Annotated in this window: 18 protein-coding genes; 10 read left to right on the plus strand and 8 right to left on the minus strand. The window is 63.8% G+C overall.

Annotation, left to right across the window (positions count from 1 at the left end; translation table 11 throughout):
• The first annotated feature begins 54 nt into the window (after positions 1-54).
• Positions 55-861, plus strand: a complete 807-nt coding sequence (locus ACYVNQ_RS24115; RefSeq protein WP_460905284.1) for a bestrophin-like domain — start codon at positions 55-57, stop codon at positions 859-861.
• Between the two features lie 31 nt (positions 862-892).
• On the opposite strand, the gene ACYVNQ_RS24120 is transcribed toward ACYVNQ_RS24115, so the two are convergent.
• A complete protein-coding gene (locus ACYVNQ_RS24120; protein WP_460905287.1) occupies positions 893-1,831 on the minus strand; it encodes a LysR family transcriptional regulator in 939 nt (312 codons plus the stop codon).
• A 148-nt stretch (positions 1,832-1,979) separates the two neighbouring features.
• Here ACYVNQ_RS24120 and ACYVNQ_RS24125 point away from each other — a divergent pair, with 148 nt between their 5' ends.
• The gene (locus ACYVNQ_RS24125) at positions 1,980-2,723 is read left to right on the plus strand and encodes an SDR family oxidoreductase (protein WP_460905290.1); all 744 of its coding nucleotides are present in this window, start codon (positions 1,980-1,982) and stop codon (positions 2,721-2,723) included.
• Positions 2,724-2,898: 175 nt separating this feature from the next.
• Here ACYVNQ_RS24125 and ACYVNQ_RS24130 read toward each other — a convergent pair whose 3' ends face one another.
• The gene (locus tag ACYVNQ_RS24130; protein ID WP_460905293.1) at positions 2,899-3,357 is read right to left on the minus strand and encodes a c-type cytochrome; all 459 of its coding nucleotides are present in this window, start codon (positions 3,355-3,357) and stop codon (positions 2,899-2,901) included.
• A gap of 364 nt (positions 3,358-3,721) precedes the next feature.
• Between ACYVNQ_RS24130 and ACYVNQ_RS24135 the strand changes: the two genes are divergently transcribed.
• Positions 3,722-4,090: a BON domain-containing protein gene (locus ACYVNQ_RS24135; RefSeq protein ID WP_460905295.1), complete on the plus strand. Its 369-nt coding sequence runs from the start codon at positions 3,722-3,724 to the stop codon at positions 4,088-4,090.
• Positions 4,091-4,158: 68 nt separating this feature from the next.
• On the opposite strand, the gene ACYVNQ_RS24140 is transcribed toward ACYVNQ_RS24135, so the two are convergent.
• Positions 4,159-4,896 (minus strand): GntR family transcriptional regulator, encoded by a 738-nt coding sequence (locus ACYVNQ_RS24140; RefSeq protein WP_460905297.1) that lies wholly within the window; start codon positions 4,894-4,896, stop codon positions 4,159-4,161.
• A 300-nt stretch (positions 4,897-5,196) separates the two neighbouring features.
• On the opposite strand from ACYVNQ_RS24140, the gene ACYVNQ_RS24145 reads away from it, so the two are divergent.
• On the plus strand, positions 5,197-5,628 hold the full coding sequence (locus tag ACYVNQ_RS24145; RefSeq protein WP_460905299.1) for a VOC family protein: 432 nt from the start codon (positions 5,197-5,199) through the stop codon (positions 5,626-5,628).
• 291 nt (positions 5,629-5,919) lie between these two features.
• Complete coding sequence (locus tag ACYVNQ_RS24150) at positions 5,920-7,176, plus strand: MFS transporter (RefSeq protein WP_460905301.1); 1,257 nt, start codon at positions 5,920-5,922, stop codon at positions 7,174-7,176.
• A gap of 202 nt (positions 7,177-7,378) precedes the next feature.
• Here the strand turns inward: ACYVNQ_RS24150 and ACYVNQ_RS24155 are convergent, their stop codons facing one another.
• Entirely contained in the window at positions 7,379-8,287 is a 909-nt protein-coding gene (locus ACYVNQ_RS24155) for a LysR family transcriptional regulator (RefSeq protein ID WP_460905304.1), read from the minus strand.
• On the opposite strand from ACYVNQ_RS24155, the gene ACYVNQ_RS24160 reads away from it, so the two are divergent.
• Positions 8,256-8,456 (plus strand): hypothetical protein, encoded by a 201-nt coding sequence (locus ACYVNQ_RS24160; RefSeq protein WP_460906112.1) that lies wholly within the window; start codon positions 8,256-8,258, stop codon positions 8,454-8,456. The genes ACYVNQ_RS24155 and ACYVNQ_RS24160 overlap by 32 nt on opposite strands.
• Before the next feature lie 207 nt (positions 8,457-8,663).
• Here ACYVNQ_RS24160 and ACYVNQ_RS24165 read toward each other — a convergent pair whose 3' ends face one another.
• Positions 8,664-10,649, minus strand: a complete 1,986-nt coding sequence (locus ACYVNQ_RS24165; protein WP_460905306.1) for an acid phosphatase — start codon at positions 10,647-10,649, stop codon at positions 8,664-8,666.
• Between the two features lie 259 nt (positions 10,650-10,908).
• Here ACYVNQ_RS24165 and ACYVNQ_RS24170 point away from each other — a divergent pair, with 259 nt between their 5' ends.
• Positions 10,909-11,934, plus strand: coding sequence for a sensor domain-containing diguanylate cyclase (locus tag ACYVNQ_RS24170; RefSeq protein ID WP_460905309.1), 1,026 nt, complete (start codon positions 10,909-10,911; stop codon positions 11,932-11,934).
• A gap of 356 nt (positions 11,935-12,290) precedes the next feature.
• On the opposite strand, the gene ACYVNQ_RS24175 is transcribed toward ACYVNQ_RS24170, so the two are convergent.
• Positions 12,291-12,425: a hypothetical protein gene (locus tag ACYVNQ_RS24175; protein WP_460905311.1), complete on the minus strand. Its 135-nt coding sequence runs from the start codon at positions 12,423-12,425 to the stop codon at positions 12,291-12,293.
• An 11-nt stretch (positions 12,426-12,436) separates the two neighbouring features.
• Here ACYVNQ_RS24175 and ACYVNQ_RS24180 point away from each other — a divergent pair, with 11 nt between their 5' ends.
• The 3 genes from ACYVNQ_RS24180 to ACYVNQ_RS24190 all read left to right on the plus strand — a co-directional run bounded on the left by ACYVNQ_RS24180 (position 12,437) and on the right by ACYVNQ_RS24190 (position 17,160).
• On the plus strand, positions 12,437-14,395 hold the full coding sequence (locus ACYVNQ_RS24180) for a thiamine pyrophosphate-binding protein (protein ID WP_460905314.1): 1,959 nt from the start codon (positions 12,437-12,439) through the stop codon (positions 14,393-14,395).
• Between the two features lie 132 nt (positions 14,396-14,527).
• On the plus strand, positions 14,528-16,159 hold the full coding sequence (locus tag ACYVNQ_RS24185; protein WP_460905316.1) for a flavin monoamine oxidase family protein: 1,632 nt from the start codon (positions 14,528-14,530) through the stop codon (positions 16,157-16,159).
• Positions 16,160-16,311: 152 nt separating this feature from the next.
• On the plus strand, positions 16,312-17,160 hold the full coding sequence (locus ACYVNQ_RS24190; protein ID WP_460905319.1) for a heme-binding protein: 849 nt from the start codon (positions 16,312-16,314) through the stop codon (positions 17,158-17,160).
• An 87-nt stretch (positions 17,161-17,247) separates the two neighbouring features.
• Here ACYVNQ_RS24190 and ACYVNQ_RS24195 read toward each other — a convergent pair whose 3' ends face one another.
• Both ACYVNQ_RS24195 and ACYVNQ_RS24200 read right to left on the minus strand, forming a co-directional pair.
• Positions 17,248-17,775 (minus strand): single-stranded DNA-binding protein, encoded by a 528-nt coding sequence (locus ACYVNQ_RS24195; RefSeq protein ID WP_460905321.1) that lies wholly within the window; start codon positions 17,773-17,775, stop codon positions 17,248-17,250.
• 94 nt (positions 17,776-17,869) lie between these two features.
• Positions 17,870-19,057 carry an MFS transporter gene (locus ACYVNQ_RS24200; protein ID WP_460905324.1) on the minus strand — a complete coding sequence of 396 codons (1,188 nt, stop codon included), beginning with the start codon at positions 19,055-19,057 and terminating at the stop codon, positions 17,870-17,872.
• Between the last annotated feature and the right edge of the window lie 188 nt (positions 19,058-19,245).

Below are 19,245 nucleotides of genomic sequence, written 5' to 3' on the forward strand. Positions count from 1 at the left end.
AGGCTCGTGTGTTGCAGGCGGGCCGCGTGCCGCCTCCCTTCACGGAGCTTCCCGATGCAGGAAATCACGTCCGCGTTTGGCGTGTTCGTCGTGCTGCTGGTCGGCACGGCGATCGGCTGGTTCGTCAAACCGCTGCTGCCCGAAGAACATCGCGCGCACGAAACGGTGCAGCTGATCCAGCTCGTGATCGGCATGCTCGTCACGTTCGCCGCGCTGGTGCTCGGCCTGTTGACCGCTTCGGCAAAAAACAGCTTCGACACGGTCAACAACGACTTTCGCGCGTATGCGTCGGAGCTGATCCAGCTCAATCAGACCTTGCGCGAGTACGGCAAGGCGACCGATCCGGTACGCGGCAAACTGCGCAGCTACACGGCTGCGGCGATCGCATCTACGTGGCCCGGCGAGCCGGCGCCCGCGGGCGATTACTATCCGCGGCGGCCGTTCTCCGGCACCGACTACAACCCGCTCGAAAGCGTCGAACTCGGCGATATGCTCGGCGCCGCGAACATGGAGGCGCGCAATCTCGTCGCGCAAAATGGTGCGCAACAAAAGGCCCTCACGCAGATTCTCCAACAGTTCGACGTGCTGATCGCGGCGCGCTGGAAGCTGATCGAAGAAGCGCATAGCTCGATCTCGCGACCGTTCCTGATGACGCTCGCATTCTGGCTATTCGTGATCTTTCTGAGCTTCGGGCTGATTGCGCCGCGCAACGCGCTGGCGCTGCTGATGATTACGCTCGGCGCGGTGTCGATCGCGTCGGCAATGTATGTGATCGTCGATCTCGATACGCCGCTCACCGGGCCGCTGACCGCGTCGAGCCAGCCGATGCGCGATGCGCTGGAGCATTTGAGCCGGCGTTAAGGGTGTGGACCGTGTGGTTGATGTCAGCGCCTCACGCGCTGCCGCGCGGTTTGCCCGCCGTTCCGCTGGTGCCCGGCGCCGGCGCTGCCGCTTCAAACACTTCGCGCAGCCAGTCCGCGAACGCACGCACCCGTGCCGATAGCTGACGGTTCTGCGGATACAGCACCGTGACCGGCATCGGCGGCGGCGCGAACTGCGGCAACACGATCTGCAACTGGCCGGCCGCCAGTTCGGCTTCGATCCGGTAGCGCGGCACCTGCACGAAGCCGAGGCCCGCGAGCGCCGCGCCGGTGTACAGATCCGCCGCCGTCACCGCGACGATGCCCGCCATCTGCAGTTCGCGCAGTTCGCCTTCCACGGTGAATTCCATCGGCATCGGATTGCCGGTCGCGCTCGACACGAAATTGACCGCGCGGTGCTCGCGCAGCGCGTCGAGATCCTGCGGTTCGCCGTACTCGGCCAGATACGCAGGGCTTGCCACCGTCACCTGTTCGAGCCGCGCGAGGCGCCGCCCGATCATCGACGAATCCTGCAGCGTACCCGCGCGCAGCACGCAGTCGATCCCTTCGCGCACCAGATCGATAAAGCGGTCGTCTTCGCCCAGATGCAGCTCGATGTGCGGATAGCGCGCCAGAAACTGCGGCAGCGCCGGCACCACGAAATGGCGCGCCAGCGTGCCTTGCAGGTTGACGCGCAGCAAGCCCTTTGGCGCGACGTTGCGAAACGAGCCCTCGGCTTCGTCGAGATCCGCCAGCAGCCGCAGGCAGCGCGCGTAATAGGCCTCGCCATCGTGCGTCAGGCGCACCGTGCGGGTGGTGCGCTCGAGCAACCGCGCGCCGAGTCGCTGTTCCATCCGCTTCATCAGGTTGGTGACGGTGGCGCGGGGAATCTGCAGGTCGTCCGACGCGCGTGTGAAGCTTTGCCGCTCGGCGATCCGCACGAATACCTGCATTTCCTGAAAGCGATCCATGGGCGCTCCGTCCAATCCGGTTTGTTAAAGAGGATGGAATGATGATACCAAATGCCGCCCAATTATCTCCTCGTCGATTTCACCGATGATTCCTCTCACCGACTCACCGGTTGCTTGCTGAACCCACCCACTTTCGAGGATAAGAACCATGAACGCGATCAAAAACGAAAAAGTAGCGCTTGTCACCGGCGCAGCACGCGGTATCGGCGCAGCAGTAGCGGCACGGCTTGCCAGCGACGGCTTTGCGGTCGCCATCAACTACGCGTCGAGTTCGAGCGAAGCGGAACAGGTGGTGGCCGAACTGCGCAAGGAAGGCGCACACGCGATCGCCATCAAGGCTGACGTGTCGAAGCCGGCCGAGGTCAGCCAGATGTTCGACACGATCGAACGGGAACTGGGCAAGGTCGACGTGCTTGTCAACAATGCCGGCGTGATGAAGGTCACGCCGCTCGACCAGACCAGCGACGACGCCTTCGAGCAGATGATGACCACCAACGTGCGCGGCACCTTCAACACGATGCGCGAAGCATCGTCGCGGCTTGGCGAGGGCGGCCGCATCATCAATTTTTCGAGCACATCGATCGGCTTGAACCGGCCGGGTTATTCGGTGTACAACGCGACGAAGTCGGCGGTCGAAGCGCTCACGCGTGTGTTCTCGCAGGAACTGCGCGGCCGCAACATCACGGTGAATGCGGTTGCGCCCGGCCCGATCGGCACTGAGCTGTTCCTCAAGGGCAAGACCGATGAGCAGATCCAGGCGTTCGCCAATATCCCGCCGCTGCAGCGTCTTGGCCGGCCCGATGAAATTGCGGCGGTGGTGTCGTTCCTCGCCGGGCCGGATGGCGCGTGGGTGAACGGACAGGTGCTGCGGGCGAATGGTGGTGCGGCTTGACGGGGTGAATGCGGCAACCGCCGCGCATGTCGCGTAATCGGTGCGCGCGCAACCATCTCGCCGCGGCGCGCGGCCGATGCCGATGCCGATGCCGCGAGAAAGCTTGTACGCGAAACGTTCTCGCGTAACCGGCCGGCGACCCGCCTGACAGGTCGCCGTCGCGCGCCATTCAGCTTCAGTTGATCGAATGCAGATACGCGGCCACCGAGCGCGCATCGCGTTCGTTCAACCGGTACGACGGCATCGGCGGGTTGGCCGGCGTACCGCGCGGCGTGATGCCGGTTTCCAGGAACGTCACGAGTTGCGCCTCGGTATAACCCGCAGGCAAACCGACAAGGTTTACCGAACGCGGTGCCCACCCCGGAACCGGCATTTTCGGCTCCATCGGCACGTCCGCGCCGCGCAGGTCCTGGCTCGCGAGCGGCTGACCGTGCGCGTCTTTCGGCGTATGGCAATCGATGCACATGCCGACCTTGTGAACGATGTAGTTGCCATGCGCAATCAGCATGCTTTGCTGGTCGGCAGCGGACGCCGCATAGGTGAGCATGGGCGCCAGCATCGTCAGCGCGCACAAGCCATTGAGCGCACGGCCCGCGAAAGCGGCCGGCGCACGCATTGCGTTGCGTTCCGTCATGGTTGATCTCCGGTGAGAATGCGTGAGCCGCCGCGAAGTGGCTTCGCGCGCGGGCGGGCAGCACATCGCCGCCCCCCTCGCACAACATCCTCAGGCCCGCTTTATTCCGTACGCTTAAGCGATGTGGACAAGCTTCGATCCATCCGCAGTCAGGCGCGCGTTTCCGCTTCGTTTTATCGGCTCAGGCATCGCGTCGGGCATTTGCTGCAAACACCGCTTTCAACCCGTCTCTCGCCGCTATGCCCGTTCGCTGCGTGCGCCAAAATCAGCTTGCAATAGTGCGGCGATTAGCTATTTTTACCTTTGCTTTCCAATGTTTTGATTCGTCACGCGGTCCCAATATGCGAAACAAAAAGGAGCTTTCATGAACGCGGTCGATCTGTTGAAGGTGCTGGTGGTATCAGGATGTGTGGCGGGCGCATCATGCGTCTATGCGCAATCGAGCGACGCAGCGGCGACTTCCGGCGATACGGCGGCAGCAGCGCCGTCAGCCAAGCAGGTGCGCGCGGCCGACCGCAAGCTCGCCCGCGACGTGCGCCGGGCACTCGCGAAAGCGCAAGGCTTCGATGTATCGAACGTTTTTGTGCGGGCCCGCAGCGGTGCGATCACGCTGACGGGTTCGGTGCCGGACGGCGGTCAGATCCAGCAGGCAGCCGATGTCGCCAAAGGTGTGGCGGGCGTCAAATCGGTGACGAATCGAGTCTCGCTGGGTGTGCAAGGCGGCGGCAACTAGCTGGCGCGGCGCCTCGACCTGCAACAGCAACTTCCGAACCCCGCGCCCGCGCGGGGTTTTTTGCGTGCCTAGTCCTGCAGCCCACGCACGTTGCGATACGCGACATGGCTCGACACGATCCGCACGCGATACTCGACCGGCTTGTCCTGGAACGTGTAAGCGGTCCGTTCGATGCGCAGCACCGGCGCGCCGACTTCGAGATTCAATGCATCCGCAACCTGTTCGTCCGCGATCGCACCGCGCAAATCCTCGACCACACGCACTACGGAAATGCCGAAATGGTCCTGATAAAAGCCATAGATCGAACCGCGCCGCGCGGAAAAGGTCTGCGCGTCCAGATTCGGAAACACGTCGAGCGGAAACCACAGATGATCGAACATCACCGGCGCGTCGTCGCGCAGCCGCAGATTCTCGACGCTCGCGAGCCGCGTGCCGCGCTCGACTTTCAGCAGCGCGGCCAGTTCGGCGCTCGCGCGTTCCTTGCCGAACCGTAACAACCGCGCCGTTACCCGGACCTCGGTGCCGCCCTCGTCGACGAAATTGAAATACTGATCGAACTTATGTTCGTCGCCGTAGCGCGCGACGATCGTGCCGCGGCCGGCGCGGCGGATCAACAACCGTTCCGCGACGAGTTCCTCGACCGCGCGCCGGATCGTGCCGATGCCTACGCCAAAGGCTTCGGCCAGTTGCGGCTCAGTCGGAATCTTGTCGCCCGCTGCCCATTGTCCGGTACGCAGCCGCTCGAGTATCCCGGCGCGAACGATTTCGTAAAGGGGCTGTTCGCCCGAGTTGCGAATTGCTGGCATCGCTTGAAAGTGAAAGCAATCTGACGGCGTTGGTATCGGTGATGCCGACGATGGGCGCAGCGCCGCATCCGTCCCTGCAGCGCGCCCGCTCCCCTGCTCGCTTACGCGAATTCTGCGCAAGGATACAGGATCGCACCGCAGGCCCGCGACCGGTGACCTGCAACACGCCCCTTCATCCTGGGACTTTCCCTTAATTCAACCGAATCATTCGAATGATTCGGTTGACGCACGCAAACGCTCGCCGTAGACTTCTTCACATCGCGCTACCTGTTCTGCGCGCCCATCATAAGGAGATCCCCCATGCCGAATTTCATCAAACACATTGCTTTCAAGGTTGAAGACGTCGAGAAAGAGCGCGCGTTCTATGAGAACGTGTTCGGCTACAAGCACGTCAACACGGTGCTGCGTAAGGGCAAGAACGGCGATCACATCTCGCATCACCTGACCGACGGCTACATGGACCTGACGCTGATCAAGTACGAATCGGACAACTCGGACGAAGCGAATTTCGCAGCCGGCGCACCGTGCATTCACCACATCGGCATGGAAGTGGAAGACCTCGATGCATTCATCGCGGAGATCAAGGCAAACGGCGGCGAGATCCTGACGGCTCCGGGTCACCTGCCGGTGAAGTTCCGTTCGCCGAACGGCCCGGTCGCTGAAGTCGTGCCGATGAAGCGCTGGGAAAAGGAAACGCTCGCAGCAGGCGTCCACGGCGCCGTGCTGGAGTAAGCAGCGCAGCAGGAACACGCGCGCCGGCAACCCGATAAGATCTGATTCACACGACGCAGCCGGCCGCGTCGCCCGTGCCGCAAGCACGGGCAAGCAGAGTTGCAGCAACCCATGCCGTGCCGCGCCGCGCTGCCCGTTTCGACGGAAAGCGCCGCGCGGACGACGGCGCAGGCAGTCGCAACGGCGCGTTCATCCCCATCGATGCGCGCATGGAGAGAGACAATGGTGGTATCAACTCGCCCGCGAAGACGGTTTTCCGCTACGACTGGCGTTCTGCTAGTGCTGTGCGTCATGTCGTTCGTGATGTACATCGACCGTACCAATATTTCCACCGCCGCGCTGGCGATCCGGCACGATCTGCAGCTGAGCAACTCGCAGCTCGGCATGGTGTTCTCCGCGTTCGCGATCACGTACGCGCTCGCGATGATCCCGGGCGGCTTTATCGGCGACAAGCTCGGCGCCCGCAAGATGCTGGCGATCTGCGGCGTGCTGTGGGGCGTCGGTACGTTGCTGACCGGCCTCGCCGGCGGTTTCGTCACGCTGATGCTGGCGCGCTTCGTGGTGGGTCTCGGCGAAAGCCCGATCGTGCCCGCCGCGGCTCGCGCGCTGAATTCGTGGATGAAGCCGGATCAGCGCGGCTTCGCGCAAGGCATCACGCACGCATGCGCGCGCCTCGGCAATGCGTCGACGCCGATCGTGCTGGCAGCGCTGATCAGCGCGTCGTCATGGCACATGGCGTTCGTGATTCTGGGCTTCGTGAGCCTGGCGTGGGTCGCACTGTGGGTCTGGTACTACCGCGACAATCCCGCCGACCATCCGGGCATCACGGCTGAAGATCTCGCGCGTTTGCCGGAGAAAGTCAGCAAGCAGCGCGTACCGATGCGCTGGGGCCCGCTGCTGCGCGCGCTGTGGCCGGCAACCGTGGTGAGCTTCTGTCACGGCTGGATCCTGTGGTTCTTCCTGAACTGGATGCCGTCGTTCTTCTCGCAGGCGTATCACCTGAACATCAAGCACTCGGCGGTGTTCAGCTCGGGCATCTTCCTGAGCGGCGTGGTGGGCACCACGCTCGGCGGCACGTTGAGCGACCTGATGCTCAAACGCACCGGCAACATCCGTCGCGCGCGCCAGACGATGATCACGATCGGCTTTCTCGCACCGATCGTGTTCTTCATCCCGATGTTCCTGAATCCGTCGCCGACGATGGCGGCACTGTCGCTGGCTGCGGCGTTGTTCCTGTCGGAACTCGTGACGGCGCCGCTGTGGGCAGTCGCAATGGATCTCGCGCCGAATCATGCGGCGACCTCGAGCAGCATCATGAATACCGGGCTCGGGATTGCGGCTTCGGTGTCGCCGCCGCTGGTCGGCTGGCTGGTCGATGCGTTGCATACGTGGCAGCCGGTGTTCGCGCTGTCGATCTGCTTCCTGGTGCTTGGCCCGATCGCCGCGCACTGGATCCGGCCGGACCGGCCGTATCTGGGCGAACCGCCCGGCGATACCGAAAGCGACGCAGCGCCGACCGGGGCGTTCGCACCGCAGAACGCGTCGTAGTTGCGGCGGCGCGATGGCGACCTGAGTGGTTATCGCTGCGGCTGTTGTTGTATTGCTTGTCCCGACAGCGCCGGCGCATTGGTTCAATGCGCCGGCGCTTTGGCTTTTGGGCTCGCGCATAGGGTGAGCTCCGCGTTGGTCGCGTCCTGGACCGCGGCGACGACGGCTTGCGGCTACGGCCGCCGCCCGCCCCGGCTGCCCCTCACAGACGCATCCGCTCGTCCTCGGAAAAGATCTCGACGATCCAGTCGATGAAAGCCCGCACCGCGGTGCTCGCGTGCTTGCCGTCCGCGTAGACGATCGACACCTGCACCGGCGCCGCGCGCTGCTCGCCCAGCACTTCGCGCAACCTGCCGGTCTTCAGATACGGCCACGCGACAAACTCCGATAGCTGGATCATCCCCAGCCCTTCGAGCCCGCATTGCAGATACGCGTCGGTCTCGTTGATCGCGAGGCGGCCAGGCAATGCCAATGACACGGGCTTGCCGTTCTCGGTGAAGCGCCATTCCAACGGCCGGCCCGACGCATTCGACACGTAATTGATCACGCGATGAGCGCCGAGCTCATTCAGCGCCACCGGCTCGCCACGCTGCTTCAGATACAGCGGCGACGCACACGTCACCCAGTTCAATCGTCCAAGCGGACGCGCGACCAGTGTCGAATCGGCCAGCTCGCCCGTGCGGATCGCGCAGTCGACGCCGTCGTAAGTCAGGTCGAGCGGGCGGTCGTTCATGCCGAGGATCAGTTCGATGTCCGGATAGCGCTCGTCGAATTCCTGCAGCCGCGGCAGCACCACGGCGCGGCCGAGCGCGCCCGGCATGTCAGCACGAACGCGGCCGCGCGGCACGCTGGCGTTTCCCGCGAGGTCTTGCTCCGCTTGCGCGATGTCCGCGAGGATCGCGCGACACGACGCGTAATAGCGCTCGCCCGCGTCGGTCAGGCTCAGCGTGCGCGTACTGCGGCGAAGCAGCACGGCGCCGAGCTGTTGCTCGAGATTCTTGATCGCGGTCGTCACCGACGAGCGCGGCATCGACAGCGTCCCAGCCGCCTTGCTGAAGCTTTGCGCTTCGACGACGCGAATGAACAGCGTCATCGCCTGTAGTTTGTCCATGGAGGGGGTGTTTTTTGCGGATAGGGCCTGCGTCGATCGCGGCCATCTTACATCGGTGATCGCGCAACGCATGGGCTGCGCGGATCAAGCGCTACTTTCCATGGCATGGACCGTAGCTGAACTGCAGCGCGAACTGGTCGCCGATCCCAGCGATTCGTTGAAGAAGTAGCGCGTGGTGTTCGCCGCAGGAAAGGGCATCGCGTGGGACAAGCGGAAAAGCTTCAATGCGCCGCGCGGTATCACGGTGTGTGATACCGCGCAGTGGATGCGGCAAAGGCTGGGTTGAAATGGCGTTGAAGCCGCGTGCGCAGGCTACGGTAGCCGCCGCTGCAGCGACTGCGCTGACTGCCCGCGCACGCGCTGTCGCCGCTCCGAATTACGAATCCAGATGGATCGTAACCATGCCGTTCTGGTAGTTCGCGGTTGCCTTGAAACCATCCACCGTCACCGCGCCAAACTGCTGCGTGCCGGCCGAACCCTGGATCAGCTGGATCGTGTCGCCCACCTTCGGCGTGAAGCCGTTGGCAAAGCTCACGTGCAGCGTGCTGCCGGCGATCGTCAACTGTCCGCCGACGCGCAATTGGCCGCCGCCGGTTCCGTCCACGTCGAGCTGCAGCGTGGTGTTCGGCAGCATCGTCAGCTTGCCTGCGACCGTCACGGGAGCCGCCGCCGCCGCGATCACCGCCGAACCCGCGCCGACAAACACGTCACCCGTGCCGAACGCGCCTGCCGAACCGGCTTCCAGCGTGCCGCCGGTCACCTGCGAGCCGCCCGAATACGTGTTGTTGCCCGCCAGTTCCAACGTGCCGGTGCCCTGCAGCGTCAGCTTGCCGCTCCCCGAGATGTCGTTGAGCCATGTATCGCTGGCGCTGAAGCCGCCCTGCGTCGCGTCCATCGCCACCACCACGTCGCCGTTGAACTGCCCGTAGCCATACATCGCCGCGAACATATCGAGCCGGCCCCAGCCTTCCGAATCGTCCAGCACCGGGTAGCCCGACGCGAGTTCGGTCGTCTTCAGCACCACGCGGCGCTGGTCCGCGCTCAGGTACGGATAGCGTGTCTCGAGCAGCACTTCGGCGCCCTTCGGCACCAGCGGCGGCGCATCCGTCGATTCGATCTGCGCGAAGCCGAAGGTCAGGCGGCGGATGTTTTCGGCCTTGTTCGTCGCGTAGTTGGCGAAGCGGTCGGTTTCCGTCGTAGCCGAATGGGCAAACGCGAGGAAGTTGGCCGGCGTCGTGCCAGTGGCTTGCTCGAGCGCGGTATGCGCCTGCGTCAGCGCTCCCGACTTCAGCGTCGCATTGGCCGGATCGTTCAGGTTCGCCGCCGCGCAGGCGATCGCGAACATGCGGCCCGCCATCACGTCGAGCGGCGAGTGCATACCGGCAAGGATGCGGTTCTCGCCGAGTTCCAGGCCGCGCGACACCATTTCGCCAGCGCGCTCCGGCAGCACATAGGCCATCGTCAGCGAATCGCGCATCGCCTCGGCTTCGTGTCCGCTGAGGAAGCCGCCGTCGGTGGTCGGGTCGGCGCTTTCCGCCGGCACCAAGGTCGGATCGACGATCACGCTGGTGCTCCAGCGGTACGGGCGCGCGTACTTGTAGAAGCGCTTCGGCGGTTCCGTCGATGCGTTATTGCCCATCGCCGACAGCAGATCGACCACCTGGCCGAACGTCGCGTTGCCGGTGCTGCCGACGCCGATGTTGTTGCCGGTGTCGTTGAACAGCGTGGTGGTCGCGTTCGCCGGGATCGATGTGATGGTGGTGGTTTGCTGCGCGGCGGCGCGCCATGCATCGGTCAGCGGGCCCATGCCGTCCGTCACGCTGAAGCCTTTGCCGCGGCGGTCGTCGAAGTAAGCTGCGTCGGCTTGCGCCTGGGTGCGATTGGTCGTTTCGGTGACCGCAAACTGGATGTTCTGCGTCAGCACCGGCGCATTCAGAATCGTGCCGCCGGGCGTGCCGTCGTTCGGCAGGCCGGTCCACGTCGAAGGCACGATCGCCGGGAAGGTGCCGTTCGCAGGCGCGGTCACGCCGGCGTCGACCAGCAGCGTCAGCGGTTGCCACAGGTCGAGAAAACGCGACGCAATGCGTACGCCGGCATTGGTGTCGAGCGTGGCGAAGCGCGCGTCGCCGCGCTGGTTGGTGGCGATATTGTCGACGAAGGCCGGTACCGCCGGAATCGGCGCGGTCTCCACAAAACCGCGATCGGGCGGCGGCGCGGGAGCAGCGACGCTTGCGGTGCTGCTGGCATTACCGTTGTTGTTATCGCCGCCGCATGCGGACAGCAAGGCCGACAGCAACACAGCGGTAGAAACCGCTGCAGTACCGACGGAAATTTTTGCGATTGGTGCAGACTTTACCGACATTGGGGGGTGACTCCGTTGCTTGACACGAGTGTCATTTAAATTGGCCGAGAGTCTATGAAGTCGGAGTGACAATTTCGTTACCGACACATGTCGCGCACCTGAGGGACTAGCGCGACTCTTAATGAATTTTGAAATTCCGCATTCAGCAATCCGACGCAAGTCCTGCGCGATACTAAACGGGCGCAAACAGCCTGAAATTTGTCCTGGTAAAAGGCGCAGTTAGAATGGTCGTATTGGCAGACACTACGTTAAAAGGCCCATGGAAAAGATCCTCGAGCGATTGTCCGAATCGGTCGCCGCGGCGCAAAATCTTGAACAACTCGCGAGACCGCTACTCGAAATGCTCGAGGTGGTCACCGGTCTCGAATCCACCTACCTGACGTCGATCGATGAAGAAGCCGGCGTGCAGAACGTCGACTTCGCACGCAATGTCGGCGCGTTGCAGATCCCCGAAGGGCTCGCGGTGCCCTGGTCCGATACGCTGTGCAAGCGCTGCCTCGAAGAAGGCCGGCGCTTCACGTCCGATGTCAACCAGCTATGGCCTGATTCGGACGCGGCGCGCGCACTCGGCATCACGACCTATGCGAGCGCGCCGGTGCTCGACAGCAATGGCGCGGTGATCGGCACGCTGTGCGCGGCCAGCAAGCGCAGCGAGGAATTGGGCCCGCGGGCGCGCAGCGCACTCAATCTGTTCTCGAAGCTGATCGCCCAGCATGTCGAACGCGAGCGGCTGCTCGGCGAGCTACGCCAGTCGAACGAATATCTGGCGAAATTCGCACTGACCGATTCGCTGACCGGCTTGCCGAACCGCCGCGCGCTGCGCGACGAATTGGGCCGGCTGCTGGCAAGGGCCGCGCGCGATGGCTCGTATGTGATGGTCGGCATGATCGATCTCGACGACTTCAAGCAGATCAACGATACGCATGGCCACGTGGCCGGCGACGCATTTCTGAAGGCCTGCACGCAGCGCCTGGTAGGGGTCGCGCGCGATACCGACATGCTGGCGCGCGTGGGGGGCGACGAGTTCGCGCTGATCGGGCCCGGGCCTGTCGATCTGAATGATGCGAACCGGACAGCGACGGCGCTGAGCGAGCGCGCGGTGAGCGCCACCAGCGGCCGCTATATGCTGCGGCAGAAAGAGATCGCGTATGCGGGCGTCAGTGCGGGCGTGGTCGCGGTGCGCTTCGTTTCGGTAGATCAGGCACTGGAGCTGGCGGACGCCGCGATGTATCGACACAAGCAGATGCGCAAGGGTGCACGCAAAGCAACGGGCGCGGCCAGATAAAAGAACCGGCATCAAGTGCGTCGTCTACGACGATGACGCCAATCACAAACGGCCCGGACCTCATGCGTGCGGAACCGTCTGTCAAGTAGCCCATTTGCGCTACAGAGAAGACCCGATTCCTCTGAATATAATCGGGCCGAACGCAAACAGAAAAGCCACACCTTTTCTTTCGACATCAGCAAGGCAATGCCAATGCCCGGCAGAGCCTGCTGTGTCGCCAGCAAGAAGACTGACGGCAAATCACGCACTCAAACAGTACGAATATCCGCTGGGAATACCAGCGGCGATTTTCGATGAGACTCACTAGCAGAGCTTGTAGTTACGTGTCTGGACTCGCGATGCTGTAATGGCGCAATTCAGCGGCAAGCCAAAAAATCAGAAATAAAAGCAGAAACAAAAAACCCATAAGACATATCCGCATCCGTAATCAAGCTTGATCGCGGCATGGCCAATCGACGCCCGCCGCGCCAATCGCCGGAAATAAAACTCATTCGGGGGCTTCATGGCAAGCGAGTCTGACGGGCAGCAACCGCGCTGGGCACGCGACTACGTATTCGATGCATTGCGCGAGCTAGGCATCCACTATATTTTCGGCGTGCCGGGAACCAACGAGATTCCGATTATCGACGGCACGTCGTATCCCGAGAATCAAGTCCAGTACATCGAGTGCCTGCACGAGAATATCGCCATCGGTGCGGCGATGGGCTCGGCGCGGATGACGAACAAGCCCGGCGTGGTGGTGGTCCATGTCACGCCCGGCATCGCGCATGCGGTCGGCAATCTGTTCAATGCGGCGCGCTCGCAGGCGCCGCTCGTGATCCTCTGCTGCCAGCAGCAGAACGAGCTGGTGACCCAGGAGCCGCTGCTCGCCTCCAATCTCGTCGACATCGCGCGGCAGTACACGAAGTGGGCGCATGAAGTGCGCGCCGCCGAAGAGTTGCCGCTGGTGTTGCAACGTGCGTTCAAGGAGGCGATGGCGCCGCCCGCCGGGCCGGTGTTCGTGTCGATTCCGTGGGAGTTCACGATGCGCCGCATCGGCGACGCGGACCGCTTGCCCGGCATCACGCAGATCTCGCCGCGCTTCACCGCGGATTCCGAGTCGATTTGCGCGGCGGCCACACTGCTTGCGCAGGCGAAGAATCCGCTGATCGTCGGCGGCGATGCGGTTGGTTATGCGGGCGCGTGGCAGGAGCTTCAGCAGCTTGCCGAACTGACCGGCGCGCCGGTGCTGCTGCAAAGCTTCAGCAGCCTCGCCAACTTTCCGAACGACGATTACCACTGGCAAGGCGAACTGCCCGGTACCCAGCAGGCCGTTCAGCAGACTTTCGCCGCGCACGACGTCGCCTTCCTGGTCGGATTCAGCAATCAGGCGCAGGTGACGATCTTCAAATACTCCAACGGCCCGCTGATCCCGCCGCACGTCAAGCTGGTCTACCTGACCAACAACACGTGGGACATCGGCAAGAACTATTACGGTGAAGCTGCGCTGTTCGGCGACATCAAGAGCACGCTGCCGCTGATCAACGACCTCGTGCGCAGCAATCCGCCGGCCGGCGCCGGCGCGCGCAACGGCCGGCTGCGCGAGCTGAATGTCGCGCGGCGCGCCGCGTGGGACAAATACCTGTCGACCGCGATGCAGCAGGACGAGATCTGGGCCGTCGTGGTCGCCGACGCGCTGCGTCGCGAGATCCAGGCACGTGGCCTTGGCAAGAAGTTCGTCTACGTGCACGAAGCCGTCTCCGATCCGGCGCCGTTCCAGTACCTGCTGCCGCTCGGCACCGAAGGGGCCGAGCCGATCAGCTATTACTGCGTCGGCGGCGGCTCGCTCGGCTGGTCGATGCCGGCCTCGCTCGGCATCAAGCTCGAGCAGGACGGCTGGCAGAACATCGAGACTAGCCTCGTGGTCAATGCAGTCGGCGACGGCTCGTCGATGTTCTATCCGCAGACGTGGTGGACCGCCGGCCATCGCGAGCTTGGTGTGCTCTACATCGTCACCAATAACCACGAGTACCACACGCTGCAACTCGGATTGCAGCAGGTCATCGCGGCGTACGGCGAATCTCCCGACTACGGCTGGAAGCCGAAGACGACCGATCCCGACTATCTGCGCCTCCAGCGGCCCGAACTCGACTTCGTATCGATCGCGCAGGCGATGGGCGGCGTGGCCGGCGAGATCGTCACGCATCCGGAGGGTGTCCATGCCGCCGTGAAGCGCGGCATCGACCATGTGCTGCAGTCGCGCCGGCCCTACGTGCTAGACGTGCGCACCGCAGGCAACCCGGATCTGCCGCCCACGCCGAAGCAGCCGCCGGACTCCGCCAAGGCGCTGCAGCGCTATGCCGCCCAGCCGCCGCTCGATGTGTTCCATCAGGAAGCGCCCGCCGCGCTGGCGGCGTCGGCTGCATCGGCCGCGCATAGCGACGGGCCGCCCACTCTGCCGAACCTGCGCCTGATTTTCTGAGCACCGCACCGCCCCGCTCCCGCACGCGGCGCAGTCCGCCGCAGCGGGCGCGTCGGCGCGCGGGCCGCGCGGTTCATCACCCAGCATCGCAGCACCCCTAATCAGCATCGGACAATCAGGAGGTAGCAGATCATGGCTGACGAACATATCGACATCGCCATCGTGGGCGCGGGTGTTTCCGGCGTCTATAGCGCGTGGCGTCTGAAGCAGGCCGATTCGAAGCGCAAGATCGTCGTGTTCGAAGGCAGCGACCGCATCGGCGGACGGCTGCTGTCGGTCGCGCCACCGGACAACCCGGACATGGTCGCGGAACTCGGCGGCATGCGCATCCTGGAGGCGGTGCAGCCGCTCGTCACGAAGCTGATCAAGACGCTCAACCACGAGTTGCCGCCGAATCAGCATATCGAGACCTACAAGTTCCCGGTCGACGAGCCGGTGAACCTCGCGTATCTGCGCGGCGTCCATCTGCGGCTGGCCGACTTCACGAAGGAGCCCGCCAAGGTCCCTTATCAGCTGTCGTTCCTCGATCGCGGCGAGACTGCGGGCGCGATCATCATCAATGCGATCGAGCAGATCGTGCCGGGCATCACCGCCGCGGGCTTAAGCGAGGACGAGCGCCGGGAGATGGCGCAGAACGCCAGCTTCGGCGACGTGCCGCTGCACAAGCAGGGCTTCTGGAACGTGCTGCTGCGCGTGATCGACGGCGAGGCGTATCAGCTCGGTGTCGATGCCGGCGGCTACAACACGACGCTGACCAACTGGAACGCGGCCGATGCGATTCCGTGGTTCCTGTCCGACTTCGGCGTCGACCCGCAATACAAGGGCTTCAAGAAGGGCTTCGAACAGGTGCCGAAGACCGTTGCCGCGTTCTTCGAGAAGGCCGGCGGCGAGATACGGCTCGGCGCATCGGTGTCGGAGCTCGAGTGGCAGGATGGCGCGTTCGAATTCAAGGCGCAGGGCAAGCGGGTGCGCGCGAAACACGTGATCCTCGCGATGCCGCGCCGCTCGCTCGACCTGCTGGCAGAAAGCAGCCCGGTGCTCGAGCAGATCCAGAAGCTGACATCGAGCGTGACGCCGCGGCCGTTGTTCAAGCTGTTCACGACCTATGCCACTCCGTGGTGGCGCGCGGCGGGCGGCAACCTCACCGATGACAAAGGGCAAACCGCCTACCACCCGCTGGAGTCGGGCCGGTCGGTGACGGACTTGCCGGTGCGGCAGGTCTACTACTGGCCGAAGTCGGACGGATTGCCGTCGACCAGCGGTCCGTCGATGCTGCTCGCGAGCTACGACGACGGCAGCAACATCGGCTTCTGGGACGGCCTGCGCCCGCAGCGCCGGCGGCACAAGCATACCCAGGACGACAAGGGCAACCACCTTGAAGTGGCGAAGGTGGACGATCCATTCATCGGCGACGACAGCGGCACGGGCAACGAGCAGGAGCTGCCGTGGTTCGGCTACAAGGCGCCGAGGCGGATGGTCGCGGAGATAGCGCGTCAGCTCGCGACGATGCACGGCTTGTCGTACACGCCCGAGGTCAAGAACGCCGCGTTCCGCGATTGGGGCGACGACCCGTACGGCGGCGGCTGGAACAGCTGGAACATCGGCGTGAAAAGCTGGGAAGTGAAGCACCAGATCACCCAGCCGATGGGCGACAAGCCGCTCTTTATTTGCGGCGAGGCGTATTCGGATGCGCAAGGCTGGGTCGAAGGGGCCTTGCAGACAGCCAATTTCGTGCTGCACAAGTTCGGCATCGACCCGCTCTAGGCGGCGCGGGCACTTCACTGCACTAACCGCACTTCACGGCATCACCCGGCTTGCTGGACACCTCCGCGGGCCGGGGTCAAACCGCATTCACGCTTCAACGAGTAGTCGACACACACAGGCAAGCAATACCAATACATTCCCCGAGGAAATCAATGAGCGACCTGTTATATAAACGCGCGTCCGCGCCGATCGAGAAGTCTGTGGAAACCCTCGGCCCGCTCGCCGATCTCGCCGGCACATGGGCCGGCCGAGGCTTCAACATGATCGCAGTGCCGGACCGTCAGCACGACCGGATCTTTCGGCTGATCGTCAACGCCACGCGCGAGACGCTGACCTTCACGCCGATCGGCGGCCCGGTGCCCAACCGCGGCTCGGAGCAAGGCGACATCGATATCTACGGCCTGACTTATCTGCAGCAGGTCAGCGACGCCGCCACCGACGAAGGCATTCACATCGAGCCGGGCCTCTGGCTGAACGTGCCGGCCACCAGCGACCCGGATGCGCCGAGCACCATCGTGCGCCAGTCCACCGTCCCGCACGGCGATACGCTGATGGCGCAGGGCCGCGCCTCCAGAGAGGCGCGCGCGCCGATCATCGCGCCCGTGCGCACGCTGCCGACGCCGTTACCCGGAAGGGCGCCGCTGCCGCTCGGCTATACCGACCCTTACCTGCACGGTGGCAATTTCCCGCCCGGCTTCGACATGAACAATCCCAACCGGGCGCTCGTCGATGTGCTGGCCCGGCAGGCCGAGGAAGGGCTGAAGGTGGTCGAGACCGTCAACCTGCCGGTCAGCACCAAGGACTCCGGCGGGCTCGTCAACATCCCGTTCATCGTGAAGAACGCCAATGCCACCGAGCTGGACTCGATCTTCTGGATCGAGACCTTGCAGCGGCCGGACGGCAGTCGGTTCCTGCAGTTGCAGTACACACAGACGGTGCTGCTGGTGTTCGATGGCGTGGTGTGGCCGCATGTGTCGGTTGCTACGCTGATCAAGCGCTGAGGCTCCGCGCGGCTGTCGGATCGATGGCATAAAGTAAAAAGCCCCGGGAAACCCGGGGCCTTCCTTGCATCGGCAGACGAAGTGCTGTTAGAACGGAATATCGTCGTCCATTTCGTCGAAGCCGCCACCAGCCGGCGCGCTCGGACGGCTCGCACCGCCACCGCCGCCGCTACGTGCGCCGCCGCCGCCACCTGACGCACGGCCGCCACCGCCACCACCACCGCTGCTACGTTCAGCCGGTTCGCGATAACCACCGTCGTCGCCACCACCGCCCGCGCCGCCTCGGCCACCCAGCATCTGCATCTGGTCGGCGACGATTTCGGTCGAGTAACGGTCGGTGCCGTCCTGCGCCTGCCACTTGCGGGTGCGAATACGCCCTTCGATATAGACCGACGAGCCTTTCTTCAGATATTCCGACACAATCTCCGCGAGGCGCCCGAAGAACGACACGCGATGCCACTCGGTGACTTCCTTGTTTTCGCCCGAAGTCTTGTCTTTATAGCGGTCAGTCGTGGCAAGCCGAATGTTCGCCACTGCGTCGCCGCTCGGAAGGTAACGGACTTCCGGATCGGCGCCGAGATTGCCGACGAGAATGACCTTGTTTACGGATGCCATGAGTTTCTCCTATGTCGAGCAGAATGAGCGTCAACGCCCACCCCGCCCCTATGCGATGGTTCGATTCTGTTGCGATTGCCGTTACGGGCGGCGGCTAGGCCTTGCGCGGCGGTTGTTTCATGTTTGCGGCGATTATAAGCCAGCAGAAAACGAGCCCCGAACAAGCGTAGAACACCGTGCTCGATCCATCCGTTTTCAGCAGCCAGCCGCCGAGTACGCCGCCAAGCGCGAGGCCGATAGATTGCGTGGTGTTATAGACGCCGACCGCCGCGCCCTTGCGATTGCCCGGCGCCAGCTTCGACACCAGCGAAGGCTGCGAAGCCTCGAGAATGTTGAAGCCGACGAAGTACACGAACAGGATAGCCGCCACAGACAGAATGGTATGCGGTGCAGCGCCCAACAGTAATTGGCCAATCAGGATAAGACCGATTGCACTGACCAGCACCACTTTCATCTTGCCGCGCTTCTCGGCGGCGATGATGGCCGGCACCATCAGCACGAACGACAGGCCCATCACCGGCAGATAGATCATCCAGTGCGAGCGGACCGGCAAGCCGCCGTCTTCGAGAATGCGCGGCACGACGAGAAACAGCGCGGTCTGCGTGGCGTGCAACACCAGCACACCGAAATTCAGGCGCAGCAATTCGACGTTATGAAGAACCTCGGCGAACGGCGCGCGCACATGCACCGGTTTGGGCGCATCGGGGACGATCCACAGCACCACGCCGACCGCGAGAATCGAGAACGCGCCGACCAGTGCGAACAGCCCGTTCATGCCGACCCAATGGAACACGATCGGTGCGCCGACGATCGCCACCGCGAACGACAGGCCAATCGAGCCGCCGACCATCGCCATCGCCTTGGTACGATGCTCCTCGGCGGTCAGGTCGGCGATAAACGCGATCACTGCCGACGACACCGCGCCCATCCCTTGAATCACCCGCCCGACGATGATCCACGTCATGTCGTGCGCGAATGCGGCAACGAAGCTGCCGAGCGCGAAGATCAACAGGCCCGTGACGATCACCGGCTTGCGGCCGACCCGGTCGGAAACCCAGCCGTAGAAGATGTAAAGCAGCGATTGCGTGACGCCGTAAGCACCGAGCGCGATACCGACGAGCAACAGGTTGTCACCGCCGGGCACCGTTTTCGCGTATACCGAGAACACCGGCATGATCATGAACAGGCCCAGCATGCGCAACGCGAAGATCGCCGCGAGCGACACGGTCGCGCGCAACTCGGACGCGCTCATGCGTGTGGAAGTGGCAGACGGATTGGACATCGACGGAATTTTTCGGGTGAACGTGGGACGCGCGGCGTGCTGGTTGGGCCGGCGCGCCACCGCCACACCATGCCGCGCTTTTTTACAACGCAGATGCCACCATATACGACGCGAGCGCAGTTTATAACGCGCGCTTTACGGTTCGACGGCTAACGGAACGCAAGCTTGTGGACTGCGTAGCCATCTTG

The sequence above is a fragment of the Paraburkholderia jirisanensis genome, from assembly GCF_054782355.1.

What these genes read in the sequence shown, in the direction of transcription:
- ACYVNQ_RS24165 (WP_460905306.1), bottom strand. Translation starts at nt 10,649, where the DNA reads ATGTCGGTAAAGTCTGCACCAATCGCAAAAATTTCCGTCGGTACTGCA.
- ACYVNQ_RS24200 (WP_460905324.1), bottom strand. Translation starts at nt 19,057, where the DNA reads ATGTCCAATCCGTCTGCCACTTCCACACGCATGAGCGCGTCCGAGTTG.
- ACYVNQ_RS24125 (WP_460905290.1), top strand. Translation starts at nt 1,980, where the DNA reads ATGAACGCGATCAAAAACGAAAAAGTAGCGCTTGTCACCGGCGCAGCA.
- ACYVNQ_RS24135 (WP_460905295.1), top strand. Translation starts at nt 3,722, where the DNA reads ATGAACGCGGTCGATCTGTTGAAGGTGCTGGTGGTATCAGGATGTGTG.
- ACYVNQ_RS24140 (WP_460905297.1), bottom strand. Translation starts at nt 4,896, where the DNA reads ATGCCAGCAATTCGCAACTCGGGCGAACAGCCCCTTTACGAAATCGTT.
- ACYVNQ_RS24145 (WP_460905299.1), top strand. Translation starts at nt 5,197, where the DNA reads ATGCCGAATTTCATCAAACACATTGCTTTCAAGGTTGAAGACGTCGAG.
- ACYVNQ_RS24175 (WP_460905311.1), bottom strand. Translation starts at nt 12,425, where the DNA reads ATGAGTTTTATTTCCGGCGATTGGCGCGGCGGGCGTCGATTGGCCATG.
- ACYVNQ_RS24150 (WP_460905301.1), top strand. Translation starts at nt 5,920, where the DNA reads ATGTCGTTCGTGATGTACATCGACCGTACCAATATTTCCACCGCCGCG.
- ACYVNQ_RS24120 (WP_460905287.1), bottom strand. Translation starts at nt 1,831, where the DNA reads ATGGATCGCTTTCAGGAAATGCAGGTATTCGTGCGGATCGCCGAGCGG.
- ACYVNQ_RS24115 (WP_460905284.1), top strand. Translation starts at nt 55, where the DNA reads ATGCAGGAAATCACGTCCGCGTTTGGCGTGTTCGTCGTGCTGCTGGTC.
- ACYVNQ_RS24160 (WP_460906112.1), top strand. Translation starts at nt 8,256, where the DNA reads ATGAACAGCGTCATCGCCTGTAGTTTGTCCATGGAGGGGGTGTTTTTT.
- ACYVNQ_RS24180 (WP_460905314.1), top strand. Translation starts at nt 12,437, where the DNA reads ATGGCAAGCGAGTCTGACGGGCAGCAACCGCGCTGGGCACGCGACTAC.
- ACYVNQ_RS24130 (WP_460905293.1), bottom strand. Translation starts at nt 3,357, where the DNA reads ATGACGGAACGCAACGCAATGCGTGCGCCGGCCGCTTTCGCGGGCCGT.
- ACYVNQ_RS24185 (WP_460905316.1), top strand. Translation starts at nt 14,528, where the DNA reads ATGGCTGACGAACATATCGACATCGCCATCGTGGGCGCGGGTGTTTCC.
- ACYVNQ_RS24195 (WP_460905321.1), bottom strand. Translation starts at nt 17,775, where the DNA reads ATGGCATCCGTAAACAAGGTCATTCTCGTCGGCAATCTCGGCGCCGAT.
- ACYVNQ_RS24190 (WP_460905319.1), top strand. Translation starts at nt 16,312, where the DNA reads ATGAGCGACCTGTTATATAAACGCGCGTCCGCGCCGATCGAGAAGTCT.
- ACYVNQ_RS24170 (WP_460905309.1), top strand. Translation starts at nt 10,909, where the DNA reads ATGGAAAAGATCCTCGAGCGATTGTCCGAATCGGTCGCCGCGGCGCAA.
- ACYVNQ_RS24155 (WP_460905304.1), bottom strand. Translation starts at nt 8,287, where the DNA reads ATGGACAAACTACAGGCGATGACGCTGTTCATTCGCGTCGTCGAAGCG.